Genomic DNA, 22,735 nt, shown 5'->3' on the forward strand with positions numbered 1-22,735 from the left:
ATGGCACACAATAGAAAATTAGGGCGTGTATCATCTCATAGAAAAGCAATGTTACGTAACTTAGCTACAGATGTTATCATGTATGGAAAAATTGAAACAACAGTGACTAGAGCTAAAGAAGTTCGTTCAATCGTTGATGAATTGATTACTTTAGGTAAACGTGGAGATTTACATGCAAGAAGACAAGCAGCACAAGTATTACAAGATGTTGTTGATCCTGCTACTGGTAAGACAGCTGTTCAAAAATTATTTGATGAAGTTGCACCAAAATATGCAGATAAAAATGGTGGATACACTCGTGTTTTAAAAACATATAATCGTAAAGGTGATAATGCACCAATGGCAATTATTGGTTTATTCTAAAAGGTGATGATAATTCATCCCTTTTTCTTTTATTTTATTAACAAAAAGAGCATTTTTTATTTCATTATTTGTTAATAGAGTTATCAAATGCTTTACTTATATAGATATTTCTATTTTTACATTTTATAATGAAGTCGTCAAATAAAGGAGGACAAATATTATGAAAGCAAATAGAAATGAAATTAATGAAAAAGCTAAAGAAGCTTATCAAAAAATTTTTCATGAGGAACCTCAAAAGAAGAACCTGGATAAAGAACAAGATGTTGTATTGAATATAAATGATTTAGAAAATGAAGTAGAGGAAATGAAAGAAAAAGAGGAAAAAAGAATTTCATCATTACATCTTTTAAGAAAACAAATTGATGAGAAAGCAAAGAAAAGATTGAATCAGCACTTTGTAGAAAATCATAAAGATCCTTTAGAACATCAATCAATGGATACAGAAACAATGTATCAGCAAATGAAAGAGCAAGAATGTCAGTTATTAGAAGAGGTTGCAATGATGAAAGAAAAACAATTGAACTCAAAGTAGAAAAGCACATCATTTGATGTGTTTTTATTTTGCATATTATACATCTTTCGTTTATAATTAGTAGTTAAAAAGAGGTGATCATATGCTTATACATAAAATAGAAAAAACTCATTTTTCACCAAGTGAAACAGTCATTATTGATTATATCTTACAAAAAGGTTTAGAAATAAAAGACATGACTATTTCTCAAATTGCCCAACAAACATATACATCTGCTCCTTTATTCGTACGAATTGCTAAAAAACTAGGATACGATGGATGGAATGAGTTGAAAGAAGCTTATCTTAGAGAATTAGAATATTTATATCTAAATCAGCAAGTGGATGCCAATATTCCATTTGTTATTAATGATGATATGATGACTATTGCTAATAATTTATGTATTTTAGAAAGAGAAACAATTCAAGATACTTATTCATTGTTAAGACATGATGATTTACAAAAAGCGATGAGATTGTTGCGTGACTGTCAAGTCATTGATGTATATGGTCGTAAACAAAATATTGATATTGCTCGTTCTTTTCAAAGTCGTATGTACATTTTAAAGCAACATGTTCAATTATGTTCCTTGAGCGATGAATTAGATTCAACATATTTATTAAGTGACCATAATCATTGTGCTATCATCGTTTCTTATTCAGGACATGCTCCATGCATTCAACGTCTTATACAAACCTTAAAAAAGAAAGGAACAGCTATCATTGCGATTACGAATATTGAAGAAAACTATTTATCACAGATGGCTGATGTAACATTAAAAATGTCTTCACGAGAATTGATTTATACTAAAATTGCTGATTATGCAAGTAGCCTATCTTTGAAATATTTATTTGATTTGTTATATAGCTGTTTATTTTCTATCCATTATAAGCAAAATTTAGATAGCTGTATAAAAATTGCTATGGAATTAGATGAAATGCAACATGAAGAATTTATGTAATAACAACATAATCATTATAAAAAGATGAAGTTGACAACAGAAATAAATCATACTAAAATTGAACTACTTGGAGGCTAGGTATGGAAAAAATAATTGAAGTGAAACACTTATCTTTTGGATATGATGAGGATATATTAACTATAGATGATATCTCATTTCAAATTCAAAAAGGTTCATATACAACAATTTTAGGACATAATGGAAGTGGAAAAAGTACGATTGCGAAACTTCTTATGGGATTATTAGAAAAAAAATCTGGAGATATTATTGTAGGTGGAATTTCCTTATCTGAAGAAACATTAAGTCAAGTGAGAAATCAGATGGGAATTGTTTTTCAAAATCCTGATAATCAATTTATTGGTTCTACAGTGAGGGATGATATTGCTTTTGGATTAGAAAATAATTGTGTTGATCCTGCTTTAATGGATGATATTATTAATGAATATGCTAAAAAAGTCAATATGTATGAATTTTTAGATCATGAACCTACAAAACTCTCTGGTGGTCAAAAACAAAGAGTTGCCATTGCAGGTATACTTGCAATGAGTCCATCCATCATTATTTTAGACGAAGCAACAAGTATGTTGGATCCAAGAGGAAAAAATGAAATAAATGCATTGGTTCATCAATTAAATAAAGATAAAAATATGACAATTGTGTCTATAACTCATGATATTGAAGAAGCAGCTTTATCGGATTATGTCATTTTATTAAGTGATGGGCATGTTGTGGATGAAGGAAAACCAGAAGATGTTCTAATGAAAAAAGATGAAATAGAACGTCTATCATTAGATATCCCGTTTGCCTATAAAGTGAGTGAAGGATTACAGAAGTTAGGAATTTCTATAACAAATCAAATTGATAGAGAAAAGTTGGTGAAAGAATTATGTCAATTACATTCAAAGAAGTAGAACATACATATTCTGCAGATACTCCTTTTGCATATCATGCTTTAAAAGGTGTGAATCTGAATATAAAAAAAGGCAGTATGACAGCACTTATAGGGCATACAGGGAGTGGAAAATCAACACTCATTCAACATATTAATGCACTGTTGTTGCCTACTTCTGGTCAAGTACAAATAGAAGATATTTTAATAACCGCAACAAATAAACCCTCATCCTTAAAACCATTAAGAAAAAAAGCGGGACTTGTTTTTCAATTTCCTGAATATCAGCTTTTTGAAGAAACAATACTCAAAGATATTATTTTTGGACCAAAAAACTTTGGAATCAGTGAAGAAGAAGCCATTAAGATTGCTAAAGACATGATTCAACTTGTTGGTTTAGATGAATCTTATTTAGAACGTTCTCCTTTTGATTTATCAGGAGGACAAAAGCGTCGTATTGCTATAGCGGGAATTTTAGCTATGAATCCAGATATTCTGATTTTAGATGAACCTACAGCTGGTCTTGATCCACAAGGAGCTAAAGAGATGCTTCAATTATTTAAAAAAGTGAATCAAGAAGGAAAAACAGTTATCTTGGTATCTCATGATATGAATCAGGTTTTAGAGTACTGTGATGATGTAGTTGTGATGAATCATGGACATGTAGAAAAACATGTAACAGTCAATGAGTTATTTAAAGAAACAGATTATTTAACATCTTTAAGTATTGATTTACCAATAATAACATCCTTTATTTTAAAACTGAATGAAAATGGCTTTCATTTAGATCCTTCTATTAAAGATATCAACGTTTTAATACAAGAAATAGGAGGGCAACTCTATGAATAATATGATGTTTGGAAAATACATACCTATTGATAGCTTTATCCACCGTTTAGACCCAAGATTAAAAATTGGTTCATTACTTTTATTGTTAATTGCAGTCTTTTTTGATGCTGGATTTTTAGGATATGGTATTTTAGGAATATTTGTGATTATAATGGCATTACTATCACATATTAAAGTGTCCCAAATTTTAAAAGCAATTAAACCAATGCTTTTTATGATGGCTTTTTTAATGATCTTTAATCTCTTGTTTATCCAGCAGGGAAATTTACTCATATCTATTGGTTTTATAAAGATTTATGATCAGGCAGTTTTACAAACATTATATATTTTTATAAGATTGATTTTAATTATTGTTATGACAACAATTCTTACAGCAACGACAAAACCCTTAGATTTAACATTGGGAATAGAACATCTTTTATCTCCTTTTAAAAGAATTGGATTCCCTACACATGAAGTCGCTATGATGATTTCTATTGCATTACGTTTTATTCCAACATTGTTAGAAGAAACGCAAAGAATTATGAAGGCTCAAGCCAGTCGAGGTGTAGAATTTTCTGAAGGGACTTTAAAAGAAAAAATTCTTTCTATTGTTTCTTTGATTATTCCTCTATTTATTTCTGCTTTTCAAAGAGCAGAAGATTTAGCCAATGCTATGGAAAGTCGTAATTATAATCCAGAAGCTAAACGTACAAGATATAAACAGCTTGTATGGACAGTATCTGATACGATTGCATTTTTATGTGTCATTGTCATATGTAGTGCAATGGTTATAATGAGTATTGTTTTATGAGAGTAAAATGTATAGTGAGTTACGATGGAAGTCGTTTTCATGGCTTTCAAGTACAAAATCGTGAACGTACAATTCAAGGAGAAATTCAAAAAGCAATTAAAAAAATAAATGAAGTAGAAACAGTCATTCATGCATCAGGAAGAACTGATGCTAAGGTTCATGCCGTTCATCAGGTTTTTCATTTTGATACAGAGAAGACATTACCTGAAATGCAATGGAAAAGAGCTATTAATCATTTTTTACCTAATGATATTTATATTTTAGATGCTCAATATGTTGATGAAAATTTTCATTCACGTTATAGTGCTCTCAAAAAAGAATATCGATATTTATTGAGTACAAAAGAATATGATCCATTTCAAACAAATTATATTTATCAGTATGGTCGTTCTTTAGATATAGACTTGATGAGAGATGCTGCAAAAATTTTTATAGGAGAACATAATTTTGCGTCATTTTGTAGTTATGATCAATATGGAAATACAATTCGTACACTATATACTTTTGATATTGAAGAAGAGGATGGTATCATTACTTTCCGATTAATTGGTAATGGTTTTAGACGTTATATGGTGAGGCATCTTGTAGGAGGAATCATACAAGTTGGGGCACATAGAATTGAAAAAGAAAAACTTTTAGAAATGTTAGAAAGCTGTGGTGAAAAGAAGTGCCTTTTTAAGGCAAAACCACAAGGCCTATATTTACAGGAGGTGTATTATGAAGAAGACTAATTTTCATACACATACTTATCGCTGTGGTCATGCAAATGGAACAGAAGAAGATATGGTTCAGGCTGCTATTCATATGGGAATAGAAGAATTAGGTATTTCAGAACACGTTCCTTTACCACATTATCGTCAACATCTTTTGAAATCTCTTCCTGCTGTTAGAGGGGTAAGGAGTTTATTATCTCTTGCTTATTCTTTAGTTAAAAATGGTCCTGGAATGAGAATGCCTCATAAAGATTTAGATAGCTATCTGGAAGCTATTGAAGATTGTCAAAAAAAGTATCAGGATCAAATTATAATCTATAAAGGTTTTGAAGCTGAAGGTTTAGAAGAATATTTTGATTATTATCAAAGTTTGTTATATGAACATAAAGTAGATTATTTGATTTTAGGACATCATTTTCATAAACATTGCATTCATAGTGATTATTATGGTAAAGACCATATGAAAAAGAAGGATATTTATCAATATTGTAATGATGTAGAAAAAGCCTTAGAAACGGGATTGTTTAGTTATTTGGCACATCCAGATTTATTTTTGATTGGTTATCAGGAATTTGATTTGGATGCGAGAACAGTGAGTCAAAGAATTTGTGAAAAAGCTAAGGCATTACATATTCCTTTAGAAGTGAATGCTGGAGGAATGAGGAGAGGATTAAGAAATGTTCAAGGAGAAATGCTTTATCCATATCCGAATGCTCATTTCTGGGAAATTGCTGGAGAAATTGGGAATGATGTTATTTTAGGGTTTGATGCTCATGATCCTTCTGATTTTAATGAAGGTATGTATAAACAAATGATGCAATTTTGTGAAGAACATCATTTAAATGTGATTGATCATTTTGATTTTTTACAAGGACATTTTGAAAAATTTCAAGGAGAATATGATATTCGTTAATGAATATCATTTCTTTTTTATATAACTTCAAAATATTGTATATAACATCATTTATATCTTAAAAATCTATGCGTTTTTTATGATGAATAGGCAAAAATTTGTATTGACAAATAGAGGAATGTTGCTATAATAAAAGTTGCCTTATTTTAACTTTGTAGCCCCGGAAACTACAGGAGGATTAAAAATGAGACAAACAACAATGGCTAAGGAAGCCACAATTGAACGTAAATGGTACGTTGTTGATGCTGATGGAATGACTTTAGGACGTTTAGCATCAGAAGTAGCATCTGTATTAAGAGGAAAACATAAACCAACATTTACACCACATGTAGATACTGGTGATTATGTTATTGTTATTAATGCAGATAAAGTAGTAATGACTGGAAAAAAATTAGATACAGTTAAATACTATCATCATTCAGGTTGGTTAGGTGGTTTAAAAGTAAAAACTGCTCGCCAATTCAAAGAATCAAATCCTACAGGATTTGTAGAAGCAGCTGTTAAAGGTATGTTACCTCATAACACACTTGGAAGAAAACAAGGGATGAAATTATTTGTTTACGCTGGTAGTGAACATCCACACGCTGCACAACAACCAGTTGAATTAAAAATTAAGGGATAAGGAGGACGAGAATAAATGGCTAATGTACAATACAGAGGAACTGGACGTAGAAAGTCTTCAGTAGCACGTGTTATTTTAACACCAGGTGCTGGTAAAATTGTCATCAATGGTAGAGAAGCAAAAGATTATTTACCATCAGATGTATTATTAATGATCGTCAACCAACCACTTGAATTAACTGGTACAACTGGTAAGTTTGATGTGACTGTTAATGTTAAAGGTGGAGGTTACAGTGGACAAGCTGGAGCTATCCGTCATGGTATTTCAAGAGCTTTATTAGAAGCTGGAGAAGATTATAGACCAGCATTAAAAGCAGCTGGATTCTTAACTCGTGATGCAAGAGTTAAAGAACGTAAAAAATACGGTCTTAAAGCAGCTCGTAGAGCACCACAATTCTCAAAACGTTAGTAATAATTGTTGTGAGAAGATTAGAGAAGTATTTAGACTTTGTGAGAAGTTTGAATACTTCTTTTTTTGATGCAAAATATAAAATCTGATTGAGTAATATGTTATTTATAAATTCAAGGTTATCTTGTATTTTGTTCTAATAAATATATAGAATGCTGTATTAGTAAATGATATAATTTCTTGAAAAGGGAGGGAATATTATATGTTAGAAAATGGTACTTTAGAATTAAAAAATCACGAACGATAGAAGATAGGATAGATAAATTACAAAAAAGACATTTGTTAATTGATGATTATCATTTACTATATAATTATATAAAAAATGTAAATACTTATTATCATATTACTGGATATAGATTTTTACTGGATAATTATAATGTTGAAGAAGATGACTATCATAATCATAAGTGTACAGAGCTGATAGCTTTATGTGAGCTAGATAAAAAAATTTCTATAATGCTTTTTCAGGAAACTAGGAAAATAGAAGAATCTCTAAGAACAAGATTAGCAAATCTATGTGGCCAAGATGATATGGTAACTTTTAAACTTGATGATATTCATAAAATATCTTTGTTAAAAGATAATTATTGTCTTGTTAATAATTCAACAGAAAAATTCATTGCTGAAGATACATATAATCGTATTTTGAGTAAAACTCTTTATGATGATATTAATAAAACAAGAGAAGAACCGGCAATCAAGCATTATATCAATGCATATAATGGTATTATTCCTATTTGGGTAGCAATAAACTTTATTAGTTTTGGTACTTTAATAAAATTAATCGATTGCTTAACTACTGTAAAGCTTAATGAATTTATGGAAGGAAAACCATATAAAAAACCTAAAGGGCTAATGATTCCTAGTAGAGTTGATTTGAAATCTATCCATATGCTACGTAATAAAATATCTCATCATTCCAATATTTTAGGAAAACAATCTCCCTATATTGTTAAAGGAAAGTTCTATTCAATCTTCTTTTTAGGATATATTTCAATTTGTCATTGGTCAAATTTTTTATTTAATGAAAATTTAACATTACCTTTAAGACAAAAAATAGATGAAATTATTGAAGAAACTAACACAGAATACAATACAAAATTTGATTTTTCTATAATTCACAATAGAAAAATCAAATAATACTTTACATATAGAAAAAATTAAGGTATTATATATGTACGTTGTGAGAGGACCTGCGCGCCTCTCATTTTAATTTATGTGAATACTCATGTTAAATAGTTATAAGATGTTCTGGCAATGCAACAAGTAAGCAACAAAAAACTTTGAATTCTTATTTTGTAAAGACTTGGTATTTTATAAACATGAATTTTCATTTATTGTGTGAGGATGGAAGAAGTATTTAGATTTTTTATAATCCAAATACTTTTTCTTTTAATGATTCATCATAAGTTATTAAAATAACAAAAATCTATGAACTGATATAAGAAATATATACAATTTTATATAGCTAAACAGATAAAATGTGACCAAAATGTGACCAAATTCGTCAAAATGTATTGAATATTTCCAATTTAAATTGTATGATGATAACATGTATGATTATGCTTAAATTAATTTAGGGAGTTTATAAAGATGGATATAGTTCTTATTGTCGCTGCATTTATTTTATATTTCTTATATGACAAAAATCAGATACAATTACATCAAAAATGGCTTCAACCATCTTTTTTCTTAGGAAGTTTTTTACTCGCTGTAGGCATTATATATGCTTATATTCAATCTTGGCATCAAAATGTCAATTATGTATTTGTGGTTATAGCTATAGTTTTCTTTATTTTTCTCATCTATGTATTGTTTTTTGCTTTACCCTTTTCAGATACCTATGTTGAAGAAAACATACATAAAGTTTGTCAGACAGGATGCTATGCTCTATGTCGTCATCCTGGCTTTTGGCTTTTAGCAGGAATGATGATTAGTCTATCATTAAGTGTTATGACATGGCATATGTGGATAGTTGCATTAATCGTCAACATTGGTAATTTTATGTATATATGTTATCAAGATAAAGTCAGTTTTCCTTGTCAATTTGAGGATTATAATGAATATAAAAAGGAAGTTCCTTTTTTGCTTTTTACTTATCAATCAATAAGAAAATGTATAGATACATGGAGGTGAGAATATGCGATTTGAAGATAAAAGGAAAATACTATCAAAAGAAGCTATCTGGCAGGAATATTGTGGCTTTTTAGATTTATCTATTGATAAGTTTATGCAAATGCAACATCGATTATTAGAAGAACAAATGGATTTATGGAAAAAGAGCGTATTAGGGCAATCTATTTTAAAGGGAAAATCACTAGATTCATTTGAAGATTTTCAAAAGCATATCCCTCTTACAACATATGAAGATTATGCTGATTTATTATTGAATAAAGATTCATCAGTTTTACCAGGTGAAGCTGTCTTATGGATTCAGACAACATGGGAAGGAGGCAGTCATCCCATTAAAGTGGCTCCATATACTGAAAACATGTTAAAAAGCTTTCAACATAATACCATAGCCTGTCTTCTATTAGCAACAAGTCAAAAGAAAAATGATTTTCATGTTTCTGATAAAGATACTATTTTATATGGTTTAGCGCCGCTGCCTTATGCTACAGGATTAGTATCACTGGTTTTTGAACAAGAAACTAATATCAAATTTCTACCACCAGTAAAACAAGCTCAATCCATGTCATTTTCACAGAGAAATAAACTGGGATTTAAACAAGGATTGGCTCAAAATATTGATTATTTTTTTGGATTGGGTTCTGTGACCTATTACATTAGTTTAGCATTAGATAGTATGAGTAGTGGCAGTCATTCTCATTCTTCGATGTTGAAGTCTATCCCAGTACATCGTTTGTATAAGATATTAAAAGCAAAGATGATATGTAAAAAAGAACAGCGAAGTTTAATGCCTAAAGATTTATTCCAACTCAAAGGATTTATGGTTGCTGGAACGGATAATGATTTATATAAAGATGATTTAGAAAGATTATGGGGTATTCGTCCTATGGAAATTTTTGCTGGAACTGAGCCAACTTTGATTGGAACAGAAACATGGCAAAGAGATGGACTTTATTTCTTTCCCGATGCCTGTTTTTATGAATTTTTACCAGTCAGTGAAAGAGAAAGAATGAAAATAGACCCTTCCTATGTTCCTAAAACATGTTTGTTGAATGAAGTTTGTGAAAATGAAACTTATGAAATTGTCTTAAGTGTACTTAAAGGTGGTGCCTTTATGCGATATAGAGTAGGGGATATGTATCGTTGCGTTTCATATACTCAACAAGATCAAGGAAATCTACCTAAATTTAAATATATTGATCGTGTACCAGAAGTTATTGATATTGCCGGATTTACACGTATTACACAAACTTCTATAGAAATGGTTATCCAATTGTCAGGATTACCTATTACAGAATTTTGTGCTAAAAAAGAACTCTATAATAATCGTCCTTTCTTGCATCTTTATGTTGAAGTGTCACCTTCTTCAGCTTATGAACGTGCTATTACAGTAGAGGTTTTACGTCAACATCTTTCTGTTTATTTTCATTATGTTGATCAAGATTATAAAGATCTTAAGAAAATACTTGGTATTGAGCCATTACAAATAACATTATTGAAAATAGGAACATTTGCGATGTATAAAAAAGCATATGGACAGAGTATGGAACGTATTAACCCTTCAATACATGCGATTCAAAAACTGCTATCATTACAACAATCTTATTATGAAATGGAGGGAAAGATTTAAAATGAGTTATGCTTCTTTTTCAATTTTTGCTTTAGTATGCTATATTTATCTTTTTTTAGCTTTACTGGCAAGTCAAAAAAATCGATTAATCTTTTCCTTTTTAATTTTACTTGTTGATATGATTTTATGGACAGGTGGTTCTTTTGCCATGCGAATGTGCTTTGGACCATCAACTTCGTTCTGGTTCGATGTGTCCTTAATTGGTCTTATTTTTATGCCTTATGTTTTTTATAACTTTATTTCTGAATTTATTGGTAAAAAAGATGAAAAAATACGTCGTTTCTGGTTATATATTTCTATTATTTTAAATGTTTTAAATTACACAACACATGTTTTTTTAGAAGCTCCAGAAATGATTATGCTACACAATGATGTTGTCTTTATTTATCATTTTACATGGCACATTTACATTGTTATTGGTATTTGCATTATTTGTGCATTACAGATTGTTTATAATGTTTATTGTTGTGTTAAAAATGGGGATCGTATGCTTTATCAGTTTACACCTATTTTAGCAGGTATTTCTATCCTGCTACTTGGTCATGGACTCATCATGCTTGATATTTTTAAAGGAATACCTTTAGATATATTAAGTGGAATTATTAATGCTTTACTATTGTTCTATGCATTGTATAAAAAACATCTTTTTAATTTAAAGTTGCTTGTATCTAAAAGAAATTGTTATGCTATTTCAGCAATCATTACGATTTTATTATTTAGTAATTACTTAGTTCCATTACGCAATTTTATTGTCCAACATTTTTCTTATTACTTAGATCCAATGATTCTTGTTTTTATTATTTTTATGTTCGTTTTTGTTTGTATTCAGACATTATTAAAACGTTTTATTGATCAAATCTTTATTAAAGAAGAAAAGCAACAGGCAGATTATTTGAAAAGCTTTTCAGATCATGTAAGAAATACTTTAAGCGTTTATGAAATTGCACAAGATATTTGTGAAATTATCACAGAAACATTGGGTGTGCATCGTGTCTATGTCTGTATGCAGGAAGGTAACCATCAAGATTATCATATTATATATGGTAATGCTTCCTTAGAACGTCAGAATTTTACTTTTCAAGTAGATAATCCAATAGTAGAAGAATTAAAAGAAAAGAAAGATTGTTTGCTTTATGATGATTTTAAACGTAGTTTAAATTATCGTTCAATGTGGGAAAATGAGAAACAATTATTAGAACATTTGCAGATAGAATGTATTGTTCCTTTAATAGAAGATGAATTAATTGGAATGGTATTATTAACAAAAAAGTTAAAAAATCAATATACTTATGAAGATATGAAATTTTTATCATCAGTTGCTTCTATTAGTACAATTGCCTTAAAAAATTCTCGTTTATATGAAATGGTCTATCAAGAAGCAATTAGTGACGAGATGACTGGTTTATTAAATAGAAAATATTTCTATAAACAATTTGAAGAACTTTTTACTCAAAAAGGAAAAGAGTGTACTTTGACTTTGATTTTAGTCAGTTTAGATGATGTGAGGCTTTATAATCAGCTTTATGGTACAAAAGAAGGCGATAAAGCTATTATGAAAGCTGCTCAAATCATGCAAAAAACAATGCCTGATACAGCTATTATTTCTCGTCTATCAGGAAAAGAATTTGCAATTTTATTACCAGAATGCAGTTTGCAGACAGCTCGTGATTTAGCAGAAAATGTTCGCTATCAATTAGCTAATGCTAATAATGATCAAGATGATTTTGCTTTAAGATCTGTGACCGGAAGCTTTGGAATTGCTTCTATACCTCTACTTGCCAGTAATCCAAAGCAGTTAGAAGAATATGCCAACCAGGCTTTATACCAAGCCAAAAGAAGGGGAAAGAATCAGGTTGTTATTTATAATGAAGAAACAAAGTCTTCTATGCAGACACAAAAAGATTCCAAAGATAAAGAAAATATTTATTCAGAATATGCTGAAATGATTTATGCCTTAACAGCAACCATTGATACCAAAGATCATTATACATTTACCCATTCTAAAAATGTGGCTTATTATGCTTGTGAATTGGCTTATGCAATTGGGTTGAAAGAAGATGTTGTTGAAATTATTCGAGAAGCTGCACTTTTGCATGATATTGGAAAAATTGGTATTCGAGAAGATATACTCAATAAACAAGGTAAATTAACAAGTGAAGAATATGAAATTATGAAAGGTCATGTGGAAAACTCTATTGGCATTATTCGTTATTTACCATCACTTGATTATGTTATTCCTGTTGTTATATCGCATCATGAAAGATGGGATGGCAGAGGTTATCCACGAGGTATTTCTAAAGAAGATATTCCTATTGGAGGTAGAATTCTTTGTGTTGCCGATTCTTTTGATGCGATGACATCAAAGCGTTCCTATAAAGAATCTTTTACACTTGAGTATGCAATCAAAGAATTAAAAAATCAGGCAGGAAAGCAATTTGATCCTCAATTGGCTGAAGTTTTTGTTCGTCTATTAGAAAGTGGACACATCAAATTACAAGTAGAACAAAGAGAAAAAAATCATTCTACAGATTAAGAAGGAGAAATCCTTCTTTTTTTGTTGGGGTATATAAATTTTATATGGATTAAGATATGAGATTTATATTATGCAAGCGAACCGATATGCGATATAAATAGACTTGTATATTTTGAATATACAGAAAGGATTTGTTATGAATGAAAATAAACTTTATCAAAGAATAACTTTATATTTTTTTATGACTGCTTGCATCTTATGGTTTTTATTATCTTATTTGATTTTTCAAAGATTTGCAGCACTATGGTTTTTAAATATCATCCAGCTTGTCTTTACTATTTTTCTTCTCATTATTTTTCATTTCATGATGATGTATATCATGTTAATCAAATATTTAAAAAAATTTGATCATCACCCTAAATTACAAATATTCTGTCATCATCAGTCCTTTATTCCTCTACCTCATCAAGATATTGCCATGTTTTTATATTTGCATAAAAATCATTCTACCTATCATTCCATGAATATAGCATCTTTATTAGGACTAGATTTTCAACAACGTCAAACATTAAAAAAGGCACCAGATCAGTTTTGTGAATATATTTTAAATTTAGAAAAACAAATGAATGAAGATCATCTTATTGAAATCAATGGAAAGTTCTTATCAATTTATACTTATTCTTTAGAACATGAATTTCTTGGAATTATTATTGACCGTACTCAAGATATGATTAAAAAAACATGTTTAATCAATCAATTAAAAGAAGTAGAAATCAATTCACAGATTGATTCACTTACAAAAGTATATAATCGTAGAGGTTTTGAATTACATGTCCAAAACTGTCTTTGTTTAAATTGTCAAGAAGGTGTCATGATGGCTTTAGATGTAGATAATTTTAAATCTATTAATGATAATTATGGTCACCAAGAGGGTGATAAAGTACTACAACAGATTGCACAATTTTTAACGCACCATTGTTCTTTACAAGATATTATTGGAAGAATAGGTGGTGATGAATTTTTGATTTTTATACCACATACATTACCTATGACTCACTTAGAAACTCAACTCAAATGTTTGATTCAAAAACTTCAAAAGAGTTTAGGTCACTATTACCATGATAATCACGTATCTATGAGTATTGGTGTTGTCTTTGTTGGTCCTACCATTCATGATTATCATTCACTATATTATTTTGCTGACATGGCCTTATATCATGCGAAAAAATCAGGAAAAAATAAATATTATATTTATTATGATTATGAATATAAAAATAGAAAGAGGTTGTTATGAACAATACATGTATTTTAATTCCAGCTTTAGAACCTTCATATCATTTTATAGATTATGTTAAAGCATTAAAACAAATATCTCATCTTTATATCGTTGTTGTTAATGATGGTTCAAATCAAGACTATCAAGTGATTTTTGATACTATTGATCAAATACCACAATGTTATGTCATTAAGCATTCAAAAAATCTAGGCAAAGGAGAAGCTTTAAAAAGTGGTTATCGTTTTATTCAAAAACATTTATCATTTTGTCAAAAAATCATCTGTGTCGATTGTGATGGACAACATGCTGTGACAGATATTCAAAACATCATTGAAAAAATGTATCATCAAGAAAGTTTATTTATGCTTGGTGTCAGAGATTTTTCTTTACACCATGTTCCCATTAAATCGTGGCTAGGGAATCGTATAGCTTCCATTCTTTTATGGTTTTCTACAGGTTATTATATTCAAGATACTCAAACGGGATTAAGAGGTTATGATTATCAATTGCTGGATTCACTTTTAAAAATTCATGGACAAAGATTTGAATATGAAATGAATGCATTGGTAGTTCTTTTAAAACAAGGTATTTTGGATACGACAGAGATTCAAACCATTTATTACCATCACAATCAACATAGTCATTTTAGACCTATTCAAGATACATGGCTGATTATTAAGAATCTATATCTCCCATTTTGCTTATATACATCTTTTTCTTTTTTATGTTTTATTGTAGATTGGCTCCTTTTTATCAGTTTTTATTTCTTGTTTACACTTTTCAATTTATCTTCTTTTGAAATAATCTTTTTGGGTAGTTTGTTTGCTCGTCTATTTTCACTTATTTGTCATTATCATCTTATCCAAAAATATGTGTTTCAACCTATTTTTCAAAAGTATCGATTGCCTCGCTATATGATTTTGTGCATGACTATTTTCCTTTTATCAGCCACAGGAACGTATTTTCTTCAATCTTTTCTGCCAGTCCAAATGAGTAAAATCATGATAGATGGATGCTTATTTATTCTTTCATATTATCTACAAAAAAAGTGGGTTTTCTATGATTAAGAAAAGCAATATCATCTTTATTTTATCCTTTATCTTTTCATCTCTTTATCTGATCTGGCGAACATTCTGGACTTTGCCATTGAATCAAAGTATGGGTGAAATTATATTTGCAGTCATATTATTGTTATCTGAAATTATCACAACTTTTACAAGTTTTGAGCTGATCATTCATAAAATGAGGAATGTTGAAAAAAGATTGGTTCCACCTGTTTTACAAGCCCAAGATTATCCTGAAATTGATATTTTTATCGCCACTCACAATGAAAGTGTTGACTTACTATATAAAACAGTGAATGCCTGTACTTTCTTAGAATATCCGGACTTACAGCTTGTACATATTTATATTTGTGATGACCAAAATCGACCAGAAGTCAAACACCTGGCTGAACATTTTGGTGTTGGATATATTGGTTTAGAATATAATCAACATGCAAAAGCAGGTAATTTTAATCATGCCTTATCAATGACACATTCACCACTCATTGTGACTTTTGATGCTGATATGATACCAGAAAGAACTTTTTTAATGAAGACAGTTCCTTATTTTTTTATGAAAGATACAAAGACATCTTCTTATTTACCAATTGCTTTAGTGCAAACACCCCAAAGTTTCTATAATCAGGATTTGTTTCAATTTCATCTTTTTTCAGAAACAACAATTCCCAATGAACAGGACTTTTTTTCAAAAGAAATCAATGTTTTAAGAAATGCACATTTTGGTGCTAGTTATACAGGAAGTAATGCTGTGATATTACGTGAAGCTCTTGAAAAGATAGGTGGTTTTCCTTACCATACTGTTACAGAAGATTTTGAAACAAGCATTCGTTTACAAAAAGCAGGATATTGGACTTATTCGACTCAAGAATCTCTTGCTTCTGGCTTATCAACAACAACAATTCCAAGTATGATCCAACAAAGAATTCGTTGGGCTCAAGGTGTCATTCAAAGTATATATAATACACATGCCTGTACAACATCATCTCTTTCTTTAGGTTTAAGATTATCCTATCTGTGTGCGTTTCTTTATTGGTGGTCTTTTTTGACACGTCTTATTTTTATTTTAGCTCCGATTCTCTTTGCTTTATTTGATTTACAGTTTGTTCAATGCCATTTTGGAGAGTTACTGATCTTTTGGTTACCATCTTCTATTTTTTATCATCTTTCTTTAAACGCTTTATCTACACAAACAAGAAATCAACGATGGAGTCAAATCATTGATACCATTCTTGCACCATTTTTAATTATTCCTGTCCTTTTAGAAACATTAGGAATACATCAAAAAATATTTAAAGTCACAAATAAAAAGAAAGCAACTATGCATACACGTTCATTATTCTATATGATTCCTCATTTGATCCTGGTTATTCTAACGATATTGGCAATTATCCGCTATGGCATGGGAAAATATGGCTCTGCCTTATTTTACAGCAGTGTTATTTTATTTTGGCTATTTTATAATCTGGTAACTTTGTGTTTTGCTATTTTCTTTATGTTAGGAAGACCATCATATCGTGCATATGAACGTTTTTCTATTCAAGAAGCTATTGATATTCATTTTCATCATCAAACATATCAGGGAATGAGTGTTGATTTCTCTTATGTCAGTTTATCATTTTCTTTATCATTACCTTTTTATGTTCCAGCTGATATTCCTTTTTATATAGAAATCAAAACTGATCAATATCAAACCACGTTACCTGTACAACTTTTATATGTCAAAGTTGTACAAGAACAATGGGTTTATGTAGTGCTACTACAGGATACACCAGAAGAAGACTATCGCCAATATCTTCAAATTATCCATGATCGTAAACATTCTTTACCTTCACATATTGATGAGTGGTCTTCTCTATATGATGATCTCTATCGTAATATTCAATCACGTTTTCAAAAAAGGCAACAAGAACAAAGGCAAACTTTTCGTATTCCTGTTGAACAGGTATTTCATTTGACAAATGGTATGGAAATTTTTGTAGTTGATTTTAATTATCATTATCTTCTTGTGAAAGACTTTCAAGGAGATAAGCTAAAGGAATATTGTTTAAATTGGTATGGAATGATTTTTCAATTACGTTTTAAAAAGCAAGTCAATCATCAACTTTGCCTTTTAGAAGTTATCAATTTTGAGGAACTTTTCTTCAATAAAAAAGCGTTAAAAGTATTTCTACAACATCTCATATACACAAAGGTGGATGAAACATGATTTTTATATTTTTTATATCTTTAGCTGGTTATATATCTTTTCTATCAACAAAAGTTACGAAAACATATGTTCCAGTACTCACTTTAAGTTTGATAGGTTTATGTATTTATATTGGAGGTATTTTTCACATTCTTCAAATCATGGCATATATTGTCCTATTGATTGGGATGATATTAGGAATCATCGCCATCAAAAGAATAAACATCAAAAGATTATCTTTTCCATATTGTTCTTTATGGACCTTATGTTTTATGATCATAGCTATCCTATTTTTTATTCTGTCATTATTTTTAAAATTTGATCATTTTGATAATTTTTCACATTGGGGAATTGTTGTAAAAAATATGCTTACTAATCATCGCTTTCCAGAAGCTAGAGATATGCTTATTGCATTTAAAGATTATCCATTAGGTATGTCATCATTAATTTATTATTTTTGCTTATTTTTAGGAAACAATCAGGGCATAATGATTATGTGCCAAAATGTGTTTATATTTTCATGCTTTTATGCTATGTTTGGTATCATAGAGGAAAAAAAGAGATTTTTACTTTATGTTATATTATCTACAGGATGTACTTTTATGATTTATTTGAATATCACAATTCGCATTCAAAACCTACTTGTAGATTTTATATTACCATTACTAACTTTAGCAATATGCTCGTATATCTATCATCAACGAGATGATTTGATGAGTGCTTTGTATTTGATACCATTACTAGGTTTTTTAACTGTTATTAAAGAAATAGGTTTCTTTTTCATGTTGATAGCTTTTATATATTGGCAATGGTATTGTTGGCATAGTTCAGTTTCTTTGATGCAAAAATTAATCATGACAATAACAATTCTGATTATGAGTTTATTACCATTTTTATTATGGAAATATCATATGTCTATAACTTTTGCAGGAATGACACATAAGTTCGACTTATTATCAAAAACAATATCTGTGAATCAATATCCTACGATGATTTTATTCTTTTTTCAATCGCTTTTTCATTTATCCAATCGTTCTACACAAACATTTCTTTTCTTTGAAATTCTTGTGATTGGATTATTGATTTTTCATCATTTCTTGATAAAGAAAAAATGGCAATTAAAAAAAGCATGGTTATTAGGACATATGATTGTGGTGGTCTATGTATTTGGATTATTAGGGATGTATTTGTTTTCTATGCCTGAAGATGAGGCTATTCGTTTAGCAGGGATGGAACGCTATATATGTAGTATCGTTGTTTTTTATGTGGGGATGATTATGATGACTATAGTCAAAGATATTGAACGTTCGTTTTATATTCAATTGAAAGACAGTTATCATTATCAAGCTTTTTATTCACCACAGACAAAGAAAATTTATCAAAATACAACTTTAGTATTCATGATAATCACTTTCTCATGTGTATATTCAGAATTATGTGAATTAATCGCTTTGCGACAAAATCATTCTTCTTCTCTTGCCAGTCAAGTTGAACAATTGGTAGGAGATCAATGGTATAGTCGTAATCAAATGGACTTATCACGTTATTTAGTCATTGCTTCTAATCAAAATCAGCAAGTTTCTCAATATCAGTTAAGTTATACGATGAAATATTTCTTATACGCACCTTATGTAGATACATTATCCTATTTAAATGAGGATATAGATATAGAAAGCTATGATTATGTGATTATTCTTAATCGGGAATATATTGATGAAACAGTGATAAAAAAGTATCCAGTCTTTTGTGAAGAAGGAATTTATAAGATAAAGAGATGAAATGATGGAAAAAAATCAATTGGAACAATATGTCACAGTTGTAGAAGCAGGAAGTATCAGTAAAGCAGCGAAAATACTTTATTTAGCTCAGCCTAATTTAAGTAAGACTATTCAAATGATGGAAGAAGAAATGGGCCAAAAGCTCTTATTAAGAAGTCATAGAGGGGTGGAAACAACACCACTTGGCAAAGAGCTTTATTACCACGCTAAAAATATTCTAGAACGTTTTGGTATGATTGATGAGTGGAAAACTATGCATCAAAAGACATTACCTTGTTATTTGAATGTTTCTATATCTTCATTATTTTTAGATAAACGTATTTTACAAGAATTTTCTAGACAGACACAATCTATGGAAACGTTTATTCAACTACATGAAACAACACCTAAATCAGTATTAGAAGATTTAGTGAATGGACAAGCAGAATTAGGAATTGTTATTTTGAATGATCAGATTTTACCTGCTTTTCAAAAGATTGCAGAAGCAAAAGAAATTCATGTTGAAGTGATAGATCGAAAACCATACTGTCTGCATTATCATCGTCATTACCATTTAGAAAAAGATTTATCACAAGATCTCAGATTTTTGAACCACTATATCTGGATACACTTTCCATTAGATTTTTTTGGTTATTTAAATGCGTCATTATCGCAATACGGTTTCATGATTCAAGTATCTCAAAAAAGAATAGTCAGTAATAATTATCATGCGATGATTCAAATGCTTTGTTTTTTAGATGCCTTTATTTTTGGAAACATTTGGCAAAAAGAAGAATTTGCCAGAACAAATATTGCATCAATACCTTTATCTTATATCCATATCCAACAGAATTTTATAATTCTTACAAAAAAAAGAGAAGCTCTTTCTCATGCAGGAAGTCTTTATTTAAAAATCTTGAAAGAGATTTATCAACTTTGATAATGAAATTTTCATTATCATTTTTTGTTGTTTCTTAAAATTTTTCATGAGATAATTATAAGTATGGAAATAGAAAGAAAGGATGGTTATATGAAAAAGTATAAAGCTGTGATTTATGATATTGATGGAACAGTTTTAAATACATTAAATATGAATATGTATCCATTAATGAAAATCATTAAAGAAGAATTAAATGAAGATTGGACATTTGAAGAAGTGTTAAAATTTGCAGCTTATCCTGGTATGAAAGTGATGGAAGAATTAAATATAAAAGATAAAGAAAAAACATATGCCAGATGGGTTCAATATGTTAATGAATATGAAGAAGGAGCAACACTTTATGAAGGATTTGAAGACGTTTTTTCAAAGTCTGAAGAAGCCGGAATCATTCAAGCTATTGTATCTGCCAAGACAAAAGCGCAATATCAAATTGATATGGGACAAAAAGGACTAGATAAGTATATGAAAGCAACGATACTTGCTGAAGACACTGATAAACATAAACCAGATCCTACACCATTATTAGAATGTCTGAAGAAATTACAGTTACAACCAGATGAAGTGATTTACATAGGAGATGCAAAATCGGATGAATTGGCATCAAAGAATGCTCATATTGATTTTGGATATGCGAAGTGGGGAAATGTCGCTCAAGAAGAAATGAAAGATGCAACAATTGTTTTAGAAAAACCTCTTGATTTATTACAGTTGATTTAATGAATACCCAAAATAATTTTGCTTTAGGAAATGTGTCCCAGCATATTTTACGTATTGCAGGACCTATGATTGTTGCACAATTTATTAATGTTTTATATAACGTTGTTGATCGTATTTATATTGGAAGATTACCTGAGGTTGCTTCATTAGCTATGAGTGGTTTAGGATTATGCTTACCTTTAATTTCAATAATTATTGCTTTTGCGAATTTATTTGGAATGGGTGGATCACCACTGTGTTCTATTGCAAGAGGTAGTGGAAATAATGATCTGGCTGAAGAAATTATGGGAAATGCGTTTTCTTTATTAATCATTTGTTCTATTCTTATTATGTTAGTTGGTTTTATTTTTAAGGAGCCTTTATTATGGGCTTTTGGAGCAAGTGAAAATACGATTGATTATGCAAACGATTATATGACGATTTATTTATTGGGAACGCCCTTTGTTTTAATTGGATTAGGACTGAATAGCTTTATTAATAGTCAAGGATTTGCGAAAATAGGGATGATGACAGTTTTATTAGGAGCAGTGACAAATATTATTTTAGATCCTCTTTTTATATTTGTCTTTTCAATGGGAGTCAAAGGTGCTGCTATAGCAACTGTTATTTCTCAATGTATATCTGCATTATGGACTTTGCAGTTTTTAACTGGAAAGAAAACAATTTTAAAATTAAAAAAAGAAAAAATGATTTTGAAAATCAAACATGTTCAAAAGATATTTGCTTTAGGTATGGCTGGATTTATGATGGGGATTACAAATTCAGTTGTGACAATTGTCTGTAATGTGACTTTGCAGACTTATGGTGGAGATTTCTATATTGCCATTATGACTATTATTAATTCTATTAGAGAGGTTGTGTCTTTACCCGGTCAAGGTTTAGCCAATGCTTCACAGCCAGTTCTTGGTTATAACTATGGAGCAAAACAATATCAAAGAGTTTTAAAAGGCATTCGTTTTACGACATTGACTTGTTTTTTAACGAGTTTTGTATTGTGGTTGAGTATTACCTTATTTCCTCAGCTCTATATTCAAATCTTTAGTCACAATCCTGATATTTTAAAAGAAGGAGTTCAAGCCATTCATTTATATTTCTTTGGTTTCTTTATGATGGCTTTTCAAATGAGTGGACAATCTATAGCCGTAGGACTAGGAAAATCAAAACAGGCTGTTTTCTTTTCTATATTTAGAAAAGTCATGATTGTTGTACCACTGACTTTCATATTACCTATATATATTGGTATTCAGGGTGTTTTTATCGCTGAAGCTATTAGTAATTTTATTGGTGGGGGAGCCTGTTATTTAACAATGTTATTAACGATTGGAAAAGATCTCAAGAAAAAAGTGAGAACTTTAGAATAATAAGGATTCTTGTTGAAATGATGGCAAGGAGGAAAATGGAAATGATTGTAGATTTTATGGATGGAGCATTTTTCTGGATTGTATTAGCTTTATTTGTGGCTATATCTTGTATGTTGTTGAGTCAAAAGAAATAATAATAGGGGGAGCATATTGAAGATATGCTTTCTTTTTTGATTCAAG

Annotated in this window: 21 protein-coding genes; all 21 read left to right on the forward strand. The window is 29.7% G+C overall.

The annotated features are described in order from the left end of the window. The 21 genes from rplQ (at window position 1) to B5E75_RS06705 (ending at window position 22,555) form a co-directional block, all read left to right on the forward strand. A complete protein-coding gene (rplQ, locus tag B5E75_RS06605) occupies window positions 1-363 on the forward strand; it encodes a 50S ribosomal protein L17 (protein ID WP_087357973.1) in 363 nt (120 codons plus the stop codon). Between the two features lie 160 nt (window positions 364-523). Further along, window positions 524-895, forward strand: a complete 372-nt coding sequence (locus tag B5E75_RS06610) for a hypothetical protein (RefSeq protein ID WP_087357974.1) — start codon at window positions 524-526, stop codon at window positions 893-895. Between the two features lie 82 nt (window positions 896-977). Beyond that, window positions 978-1,835 (forward strand): MurR/RpiR family transcriptional regulator, encoded by an 858-nt coding sequence (locus tag B5E75_RS06615; RefSeq protein WP_087357975.1) that lies wholly within the window; start codon window positions 978-980, stop codon window positions 1,833-1,835. An 80-nt stretch (window positions 1,836-1,915) separates the two neighbouring features. Continuing rightward, on the forward strand, window positions 1,916-2,746 hold the full coding sequence (locus tag B5E75_RS06620; protein ID WP_087357976.1) for an energy-coupling factor transporter ATPase: 831 nt from the start codon (window positions 1,916-1,918) through the stop codon (window positions 2,744-2,746). After that, window positions 2,722-3,573, forward strand: a complete 852-nt coding sequence (locus B5E75_RS06625; RefSeq protein WP_087357977.1) for an energy-coupling factor transporter ATPase — start codon at window positions 2,722-2,724, stop codon at window positions 3,571-3,573. The genes B5E75_RS06620 and B5E75_RS06625 overlap by 25 nt, the downstream gene beginning before the upstream one ends. Further along, a complete protein-coding gene (locus B5E75_RS06630) occupies window positions 3,566-4,366 on the forward strand; it encodes an energy-coupling factor transporter transmembrane component T family protein (RefSeq protein WP_087357978.1) in 801 nt (266 codons plus the stop codon). Before B5E75_RS06625 ends, B5E75_RS06630 begins: the two co-directional genes overlap by 8 nt. Then, a complete protein-coding gene (truA, locus tag B5E75_RS06635; protein WP_087357979.1) occupies window positions 4,363-5,097 on the forward strand; it encodes a tRNA pseudouridine(38-40) synthase TruA in 735 nt (244 codons plus the stop codon). Before B5E75_RS06630 ends, truA begins: the two co-directional genes overlap by 4 nt. Further along, window positions 5,084-5,992 (forward strand): histidinol-phosphatase, encoded by a 909-nt coding sequence (locus B5E75_RS06640; RefSeq protein WP_087357980.1) that lies wholly within the window; start codon window positions 5,084-5,086, stop codon window positions 5,990-5,992. The genes truA and B5E75_RS06640 overlap by 14 nt, the downstream gene beginning before the upstream one ends. Window positions 5,993-6,176: 184 nt before the next feature. Then, window positions 6,177-6,614, forward strand: a complete 438-nt coding sequence (rplM, locus tag B5E75_RS06645) for a 50S ribosomal protein L13 (protein ID WP_087357981.1) — start codon at window positions 6,177-6,179, stop codon at window positions 6,612-6,614. Between the two features lie 15 nt (window positions 6,615-6,629). Beyond that, window positions 6,630-7,022, forward strand: a complete 393-nt coding sequence (gene rpsI / locus B5E75_RS06650) for a 30S ribosomal protein S9 (RefSeq protein WP_087357982.1) — start codon at window positions 6,630-6,632, stop codon at window positions 7,020-7,022. Window positions 7,023-7,202: 180 nt separating this feature from the next. Next, window positions 7,203-8,162 (forward strand): Abi family protein, encoded by a 960-nt coding sequence (locus B5E75_RS06655; RefSeq protein ID WP_087357983.1) that lies wholly within the window; start codon window positions 7,203-7,205, stop codon window positions 8,160-8,162. A gap of 453 nt (window positions 8,163-8,615) precedes the next feature. Beyond that, window positions 8,616-9,158 (forward strand): hypothetical protein, encoded by a 543-nt coding sequence (locus B5E75_RS06660; RefSeq protein WP_087357984.1) that lies wholly within the window; start codon window positions 8,616-8,618, stop codon window positions 9,156-9,158. Window positions 9,159-9,162: 4 nt separating this feature from the next. After that, a complete protein-coding gene (locus B5E75_RS06665; RefSeq protein ID WP_087357985.1) occupies window positions 9,163-10,782 on the forward strand; it encodes a GH3 family acyl-acid amido synthetase in 1,620 nt (539 codons plus the stop codon). Window position 10,783: 1 nt separating this feature from the next. Beyond that, the gene (locus B5E75_RS06670) at window positions 10,784-13,315 is read left to right on the forward strand and encodes a histidine kinase N-terminal 7TM domain-containing diguanylate cyclase/phosphohydrolase (protein ID WP_087357986.1); all 2,532 of its coding nucleotides are present in this window, start codon (window positions 10,784-10,786) and stop codon (window positions 13,313-13,315) included. A 319-nt stretch (window positions 13,316-13,634) separates the two neighbouring features. After that, window positions 13,635-14,549: a GGDEF domain-containing protein gene (locus tag B5E75_RS06675; RefSeq protein ID WP_162607645.1), complete on the forward strand. Its 915-nt coding sequence runs from the start codon at window positions 13,635-13,637 to the stop codon at window positions 14,547-14,549. After that, the gene (locus tag B5E75_RS06680) at window positions 14,546-15,598 is read left to right on the forward strand and encodes a glycosyltransferase (protein WP_087357988.1); all 1,053 of its coding nucleotides are present in this window, start codon (window positions 14,546-14,548) and stop codon (window positions 15,596-15,598) included. Before B5E75_RS06675 ends, B5E75_RS06680 begins: the two co-directional genes overlap by 4 nt. Continuing rightward, window positions 15,591-17,801, forward strand: coding sequence for a glycosyltransferase family 2 protein (locus B5E75_RS06685; RefSeq protein WP_162607646.1), 2,211 nt, complete (start codon window positions 15,591-15,593; stop codon window positions 17,799-17,801). The genes B5E75_RS06680 and B5E75_RS06685 overlap by 8 nt, the downstream gene beginning before the upstream one ends. Then, on the forward strand, window positions 17,798-19,558 hold the full coding sequence (locus tag B5E75_RS06690; RefSeq protein WP_087357990.1) for a hypothetical protein: 1,761 nt from the start codon (window positions 17,798-17,800) through the stop codon (window positions 19,556-19,558). The genes B5E75_RS06685 and B5E75_RS06690 overlap by 4 nt, the downstream gene beginning before the upstream one ends. 4 nt (window positions 19,559-19,562) lie before the next feature. Then, window positions 19,563-20,477, forward strand: coding sequence for a LysR family transcriptional regulator (locus B5E75_RS06695; protein ID WP_162607647.1), 915 nt, complete (start codon window positions 19,563-19,565; stop codon window positions 20,475-20,477). A 90-nt stretch (window positions 20,478-20,567) separates the two neighbouring features. After that, entirely contained in the window at window positions 20,568-21,194 is a 627-nt protein-coding gene (locus B5E75_RS06700) for an HAD family hydrolase (RefSeq protein WP_087358014.1), read from the forward strand. Further along, complete coding sequence (locus B5E75_RS06705; RefSeq protein ID WP_087357992.1) at window positions 21,194-22,555, forward strand: MATE family efflux transporter; 1,362 nt, start codon at window positions 21,194-21,196, stop codon at window positions 22,553-22,555. The genes B5E75_RS06700 and B5E75_RS06705 overlap by 1 nt, the downstream gene beginning before the upstream one ends. Window positions 22,556-22,735 lie beyond the last annotated feature (180 nt).

It is taken from the genome of Massiliimicrobium timonense (assembly GCF_002160865.1).
Lineage (GTDB): Bacteria > Bacillota_I > Bacilli_A > Erysipelotrichales > Coprobacillaceae > Allocoprobacillus.

Coding starts and splice junctions, on each gene's coding strand:
- B5E75_RS06680 (WP_087357988.1), top strand. CDS start 14,546: ATGAACAATACATGTATTTTAATTCCAGCTTTAGAACCTTCATATCAT.
- B5E75_RS06660 (WP_087357984.1), top strand. CDS start 8,616: ATGGATATAGTTCTTATTGTCGCTGCATTTATTTTATATTTCTTATAT.
- B5E75_RS06665 (WP_087357985.1), top strand. CDS start 9,163: ATGCGATTTGAAGATAAAAGGAAAATACTATCAAAAGAAGCTATCTGG.
- B5E75_RS06685 (WP_162607646.1), top strand. CDS start 15,591: ATGATTAAGAAAAGCAATATCATCTTTATTTTATCCTTTATCTTTTCA.
- B5E75_RS06620 (WP_087357976.1), top strand. CDS start 1,916: ATGGAAAAAATAATTGAAGTGAAACACTTATCTTTTGGATATGATGAG.
- B5E75_RS06700 (WP_087358014.1), top strand. CDS start 20,568: ATGAAAAAGTATAAAGCTGTGATTTATGATATTGATGGAACAGTTTTA.
- B5E75_RS06705 (WP_087357992.1), top strand. CDS start 21,194: ATGAATACCCAAAATAATTTTGCTTTAGGAAATGTGTCCCAGCATATT.
- B5E75_RS06695 (WP_162607647.1), top strand. CDS start 19,563: ATGGAAAAAAATCAATTGGAACAATATGTCACAGTTGTAGAAGCAGGA.
- B5E75_RS06675 (WP_162607645.1), top strand. CDS start 13,635: ATGTTAATCAAATATTTAAAAAAATTTGATCATCACCCTAAATTACAA.
- B5E75_RS06625 (WP_087357977.1), top strand. CDS start 2,722: ATGTCAATTACATTCAAAGAAGTAGAACATACATATTCTGCAGATACT.
- B5E75_RS06690 (WP_087357990.1), top strand. CDS start 17,798: ATGATTTTTATATTTTTTATATCTTTAGCTGGTTATATATCTTTTCTA.
- rplQ (WP_087357973.1), top strand. CDS start 1: ATGGCACACAATAGAAAATTAGGGCGTGTATCATCTCATAGAAAAGCA.
- rpsI (WP_087357982.1), top strand. CDS start 6,630: ATGGCTAATGTACAATACAGAGGAACTGGACGTAGAAAGTCTTCAGTA.
- B5E75_RS06640 (WP_087357980.1), top strand. CDS start 5,084: ATGAAGAAGACTAATTTTCATACACATACTTATCGCTGTGGTCATGCA.
- rplM (WP_087357981.1), top strand. CDS start 6,177: ATGAGACAAACAACAATGGCTAAGGAAGCCACAATTGAACGTAAATGG.
- B5E75_RS06670 (WP_087357986.1), top strand. CDS start 10,784: ATGAGTTATGCTTCTTTTTCAATTTTTGCTTTAGTATGCTATATTTAT.
- truA (WP_087357979.1), top strand. CDS start 4,363: ATGAGAGTAAAATGTATAGTGAGTTACGATGGAAGTCGTTTTCATGGC.
- B5E75_RS06615 (WP_087357975.1), top strand. CDS start 978: ATGCTTATACATAAAATAGAAAAAACTCATTTTTCACCAAGTGAAACA.
- B5E75_RS06630 (WP_087357978.1), top strand. CDS start 3,566: ATGAATAATATGATGTTTGGAAAATACATACCTATTGATAGCTTTATC.
- B5E75_RS06610 (WP_087357974.1), top strand. CDS start 524: ATGAAAGCAAATAGAAATGAAATTAATGAAAAAGCTAAAGAAGCTTAT.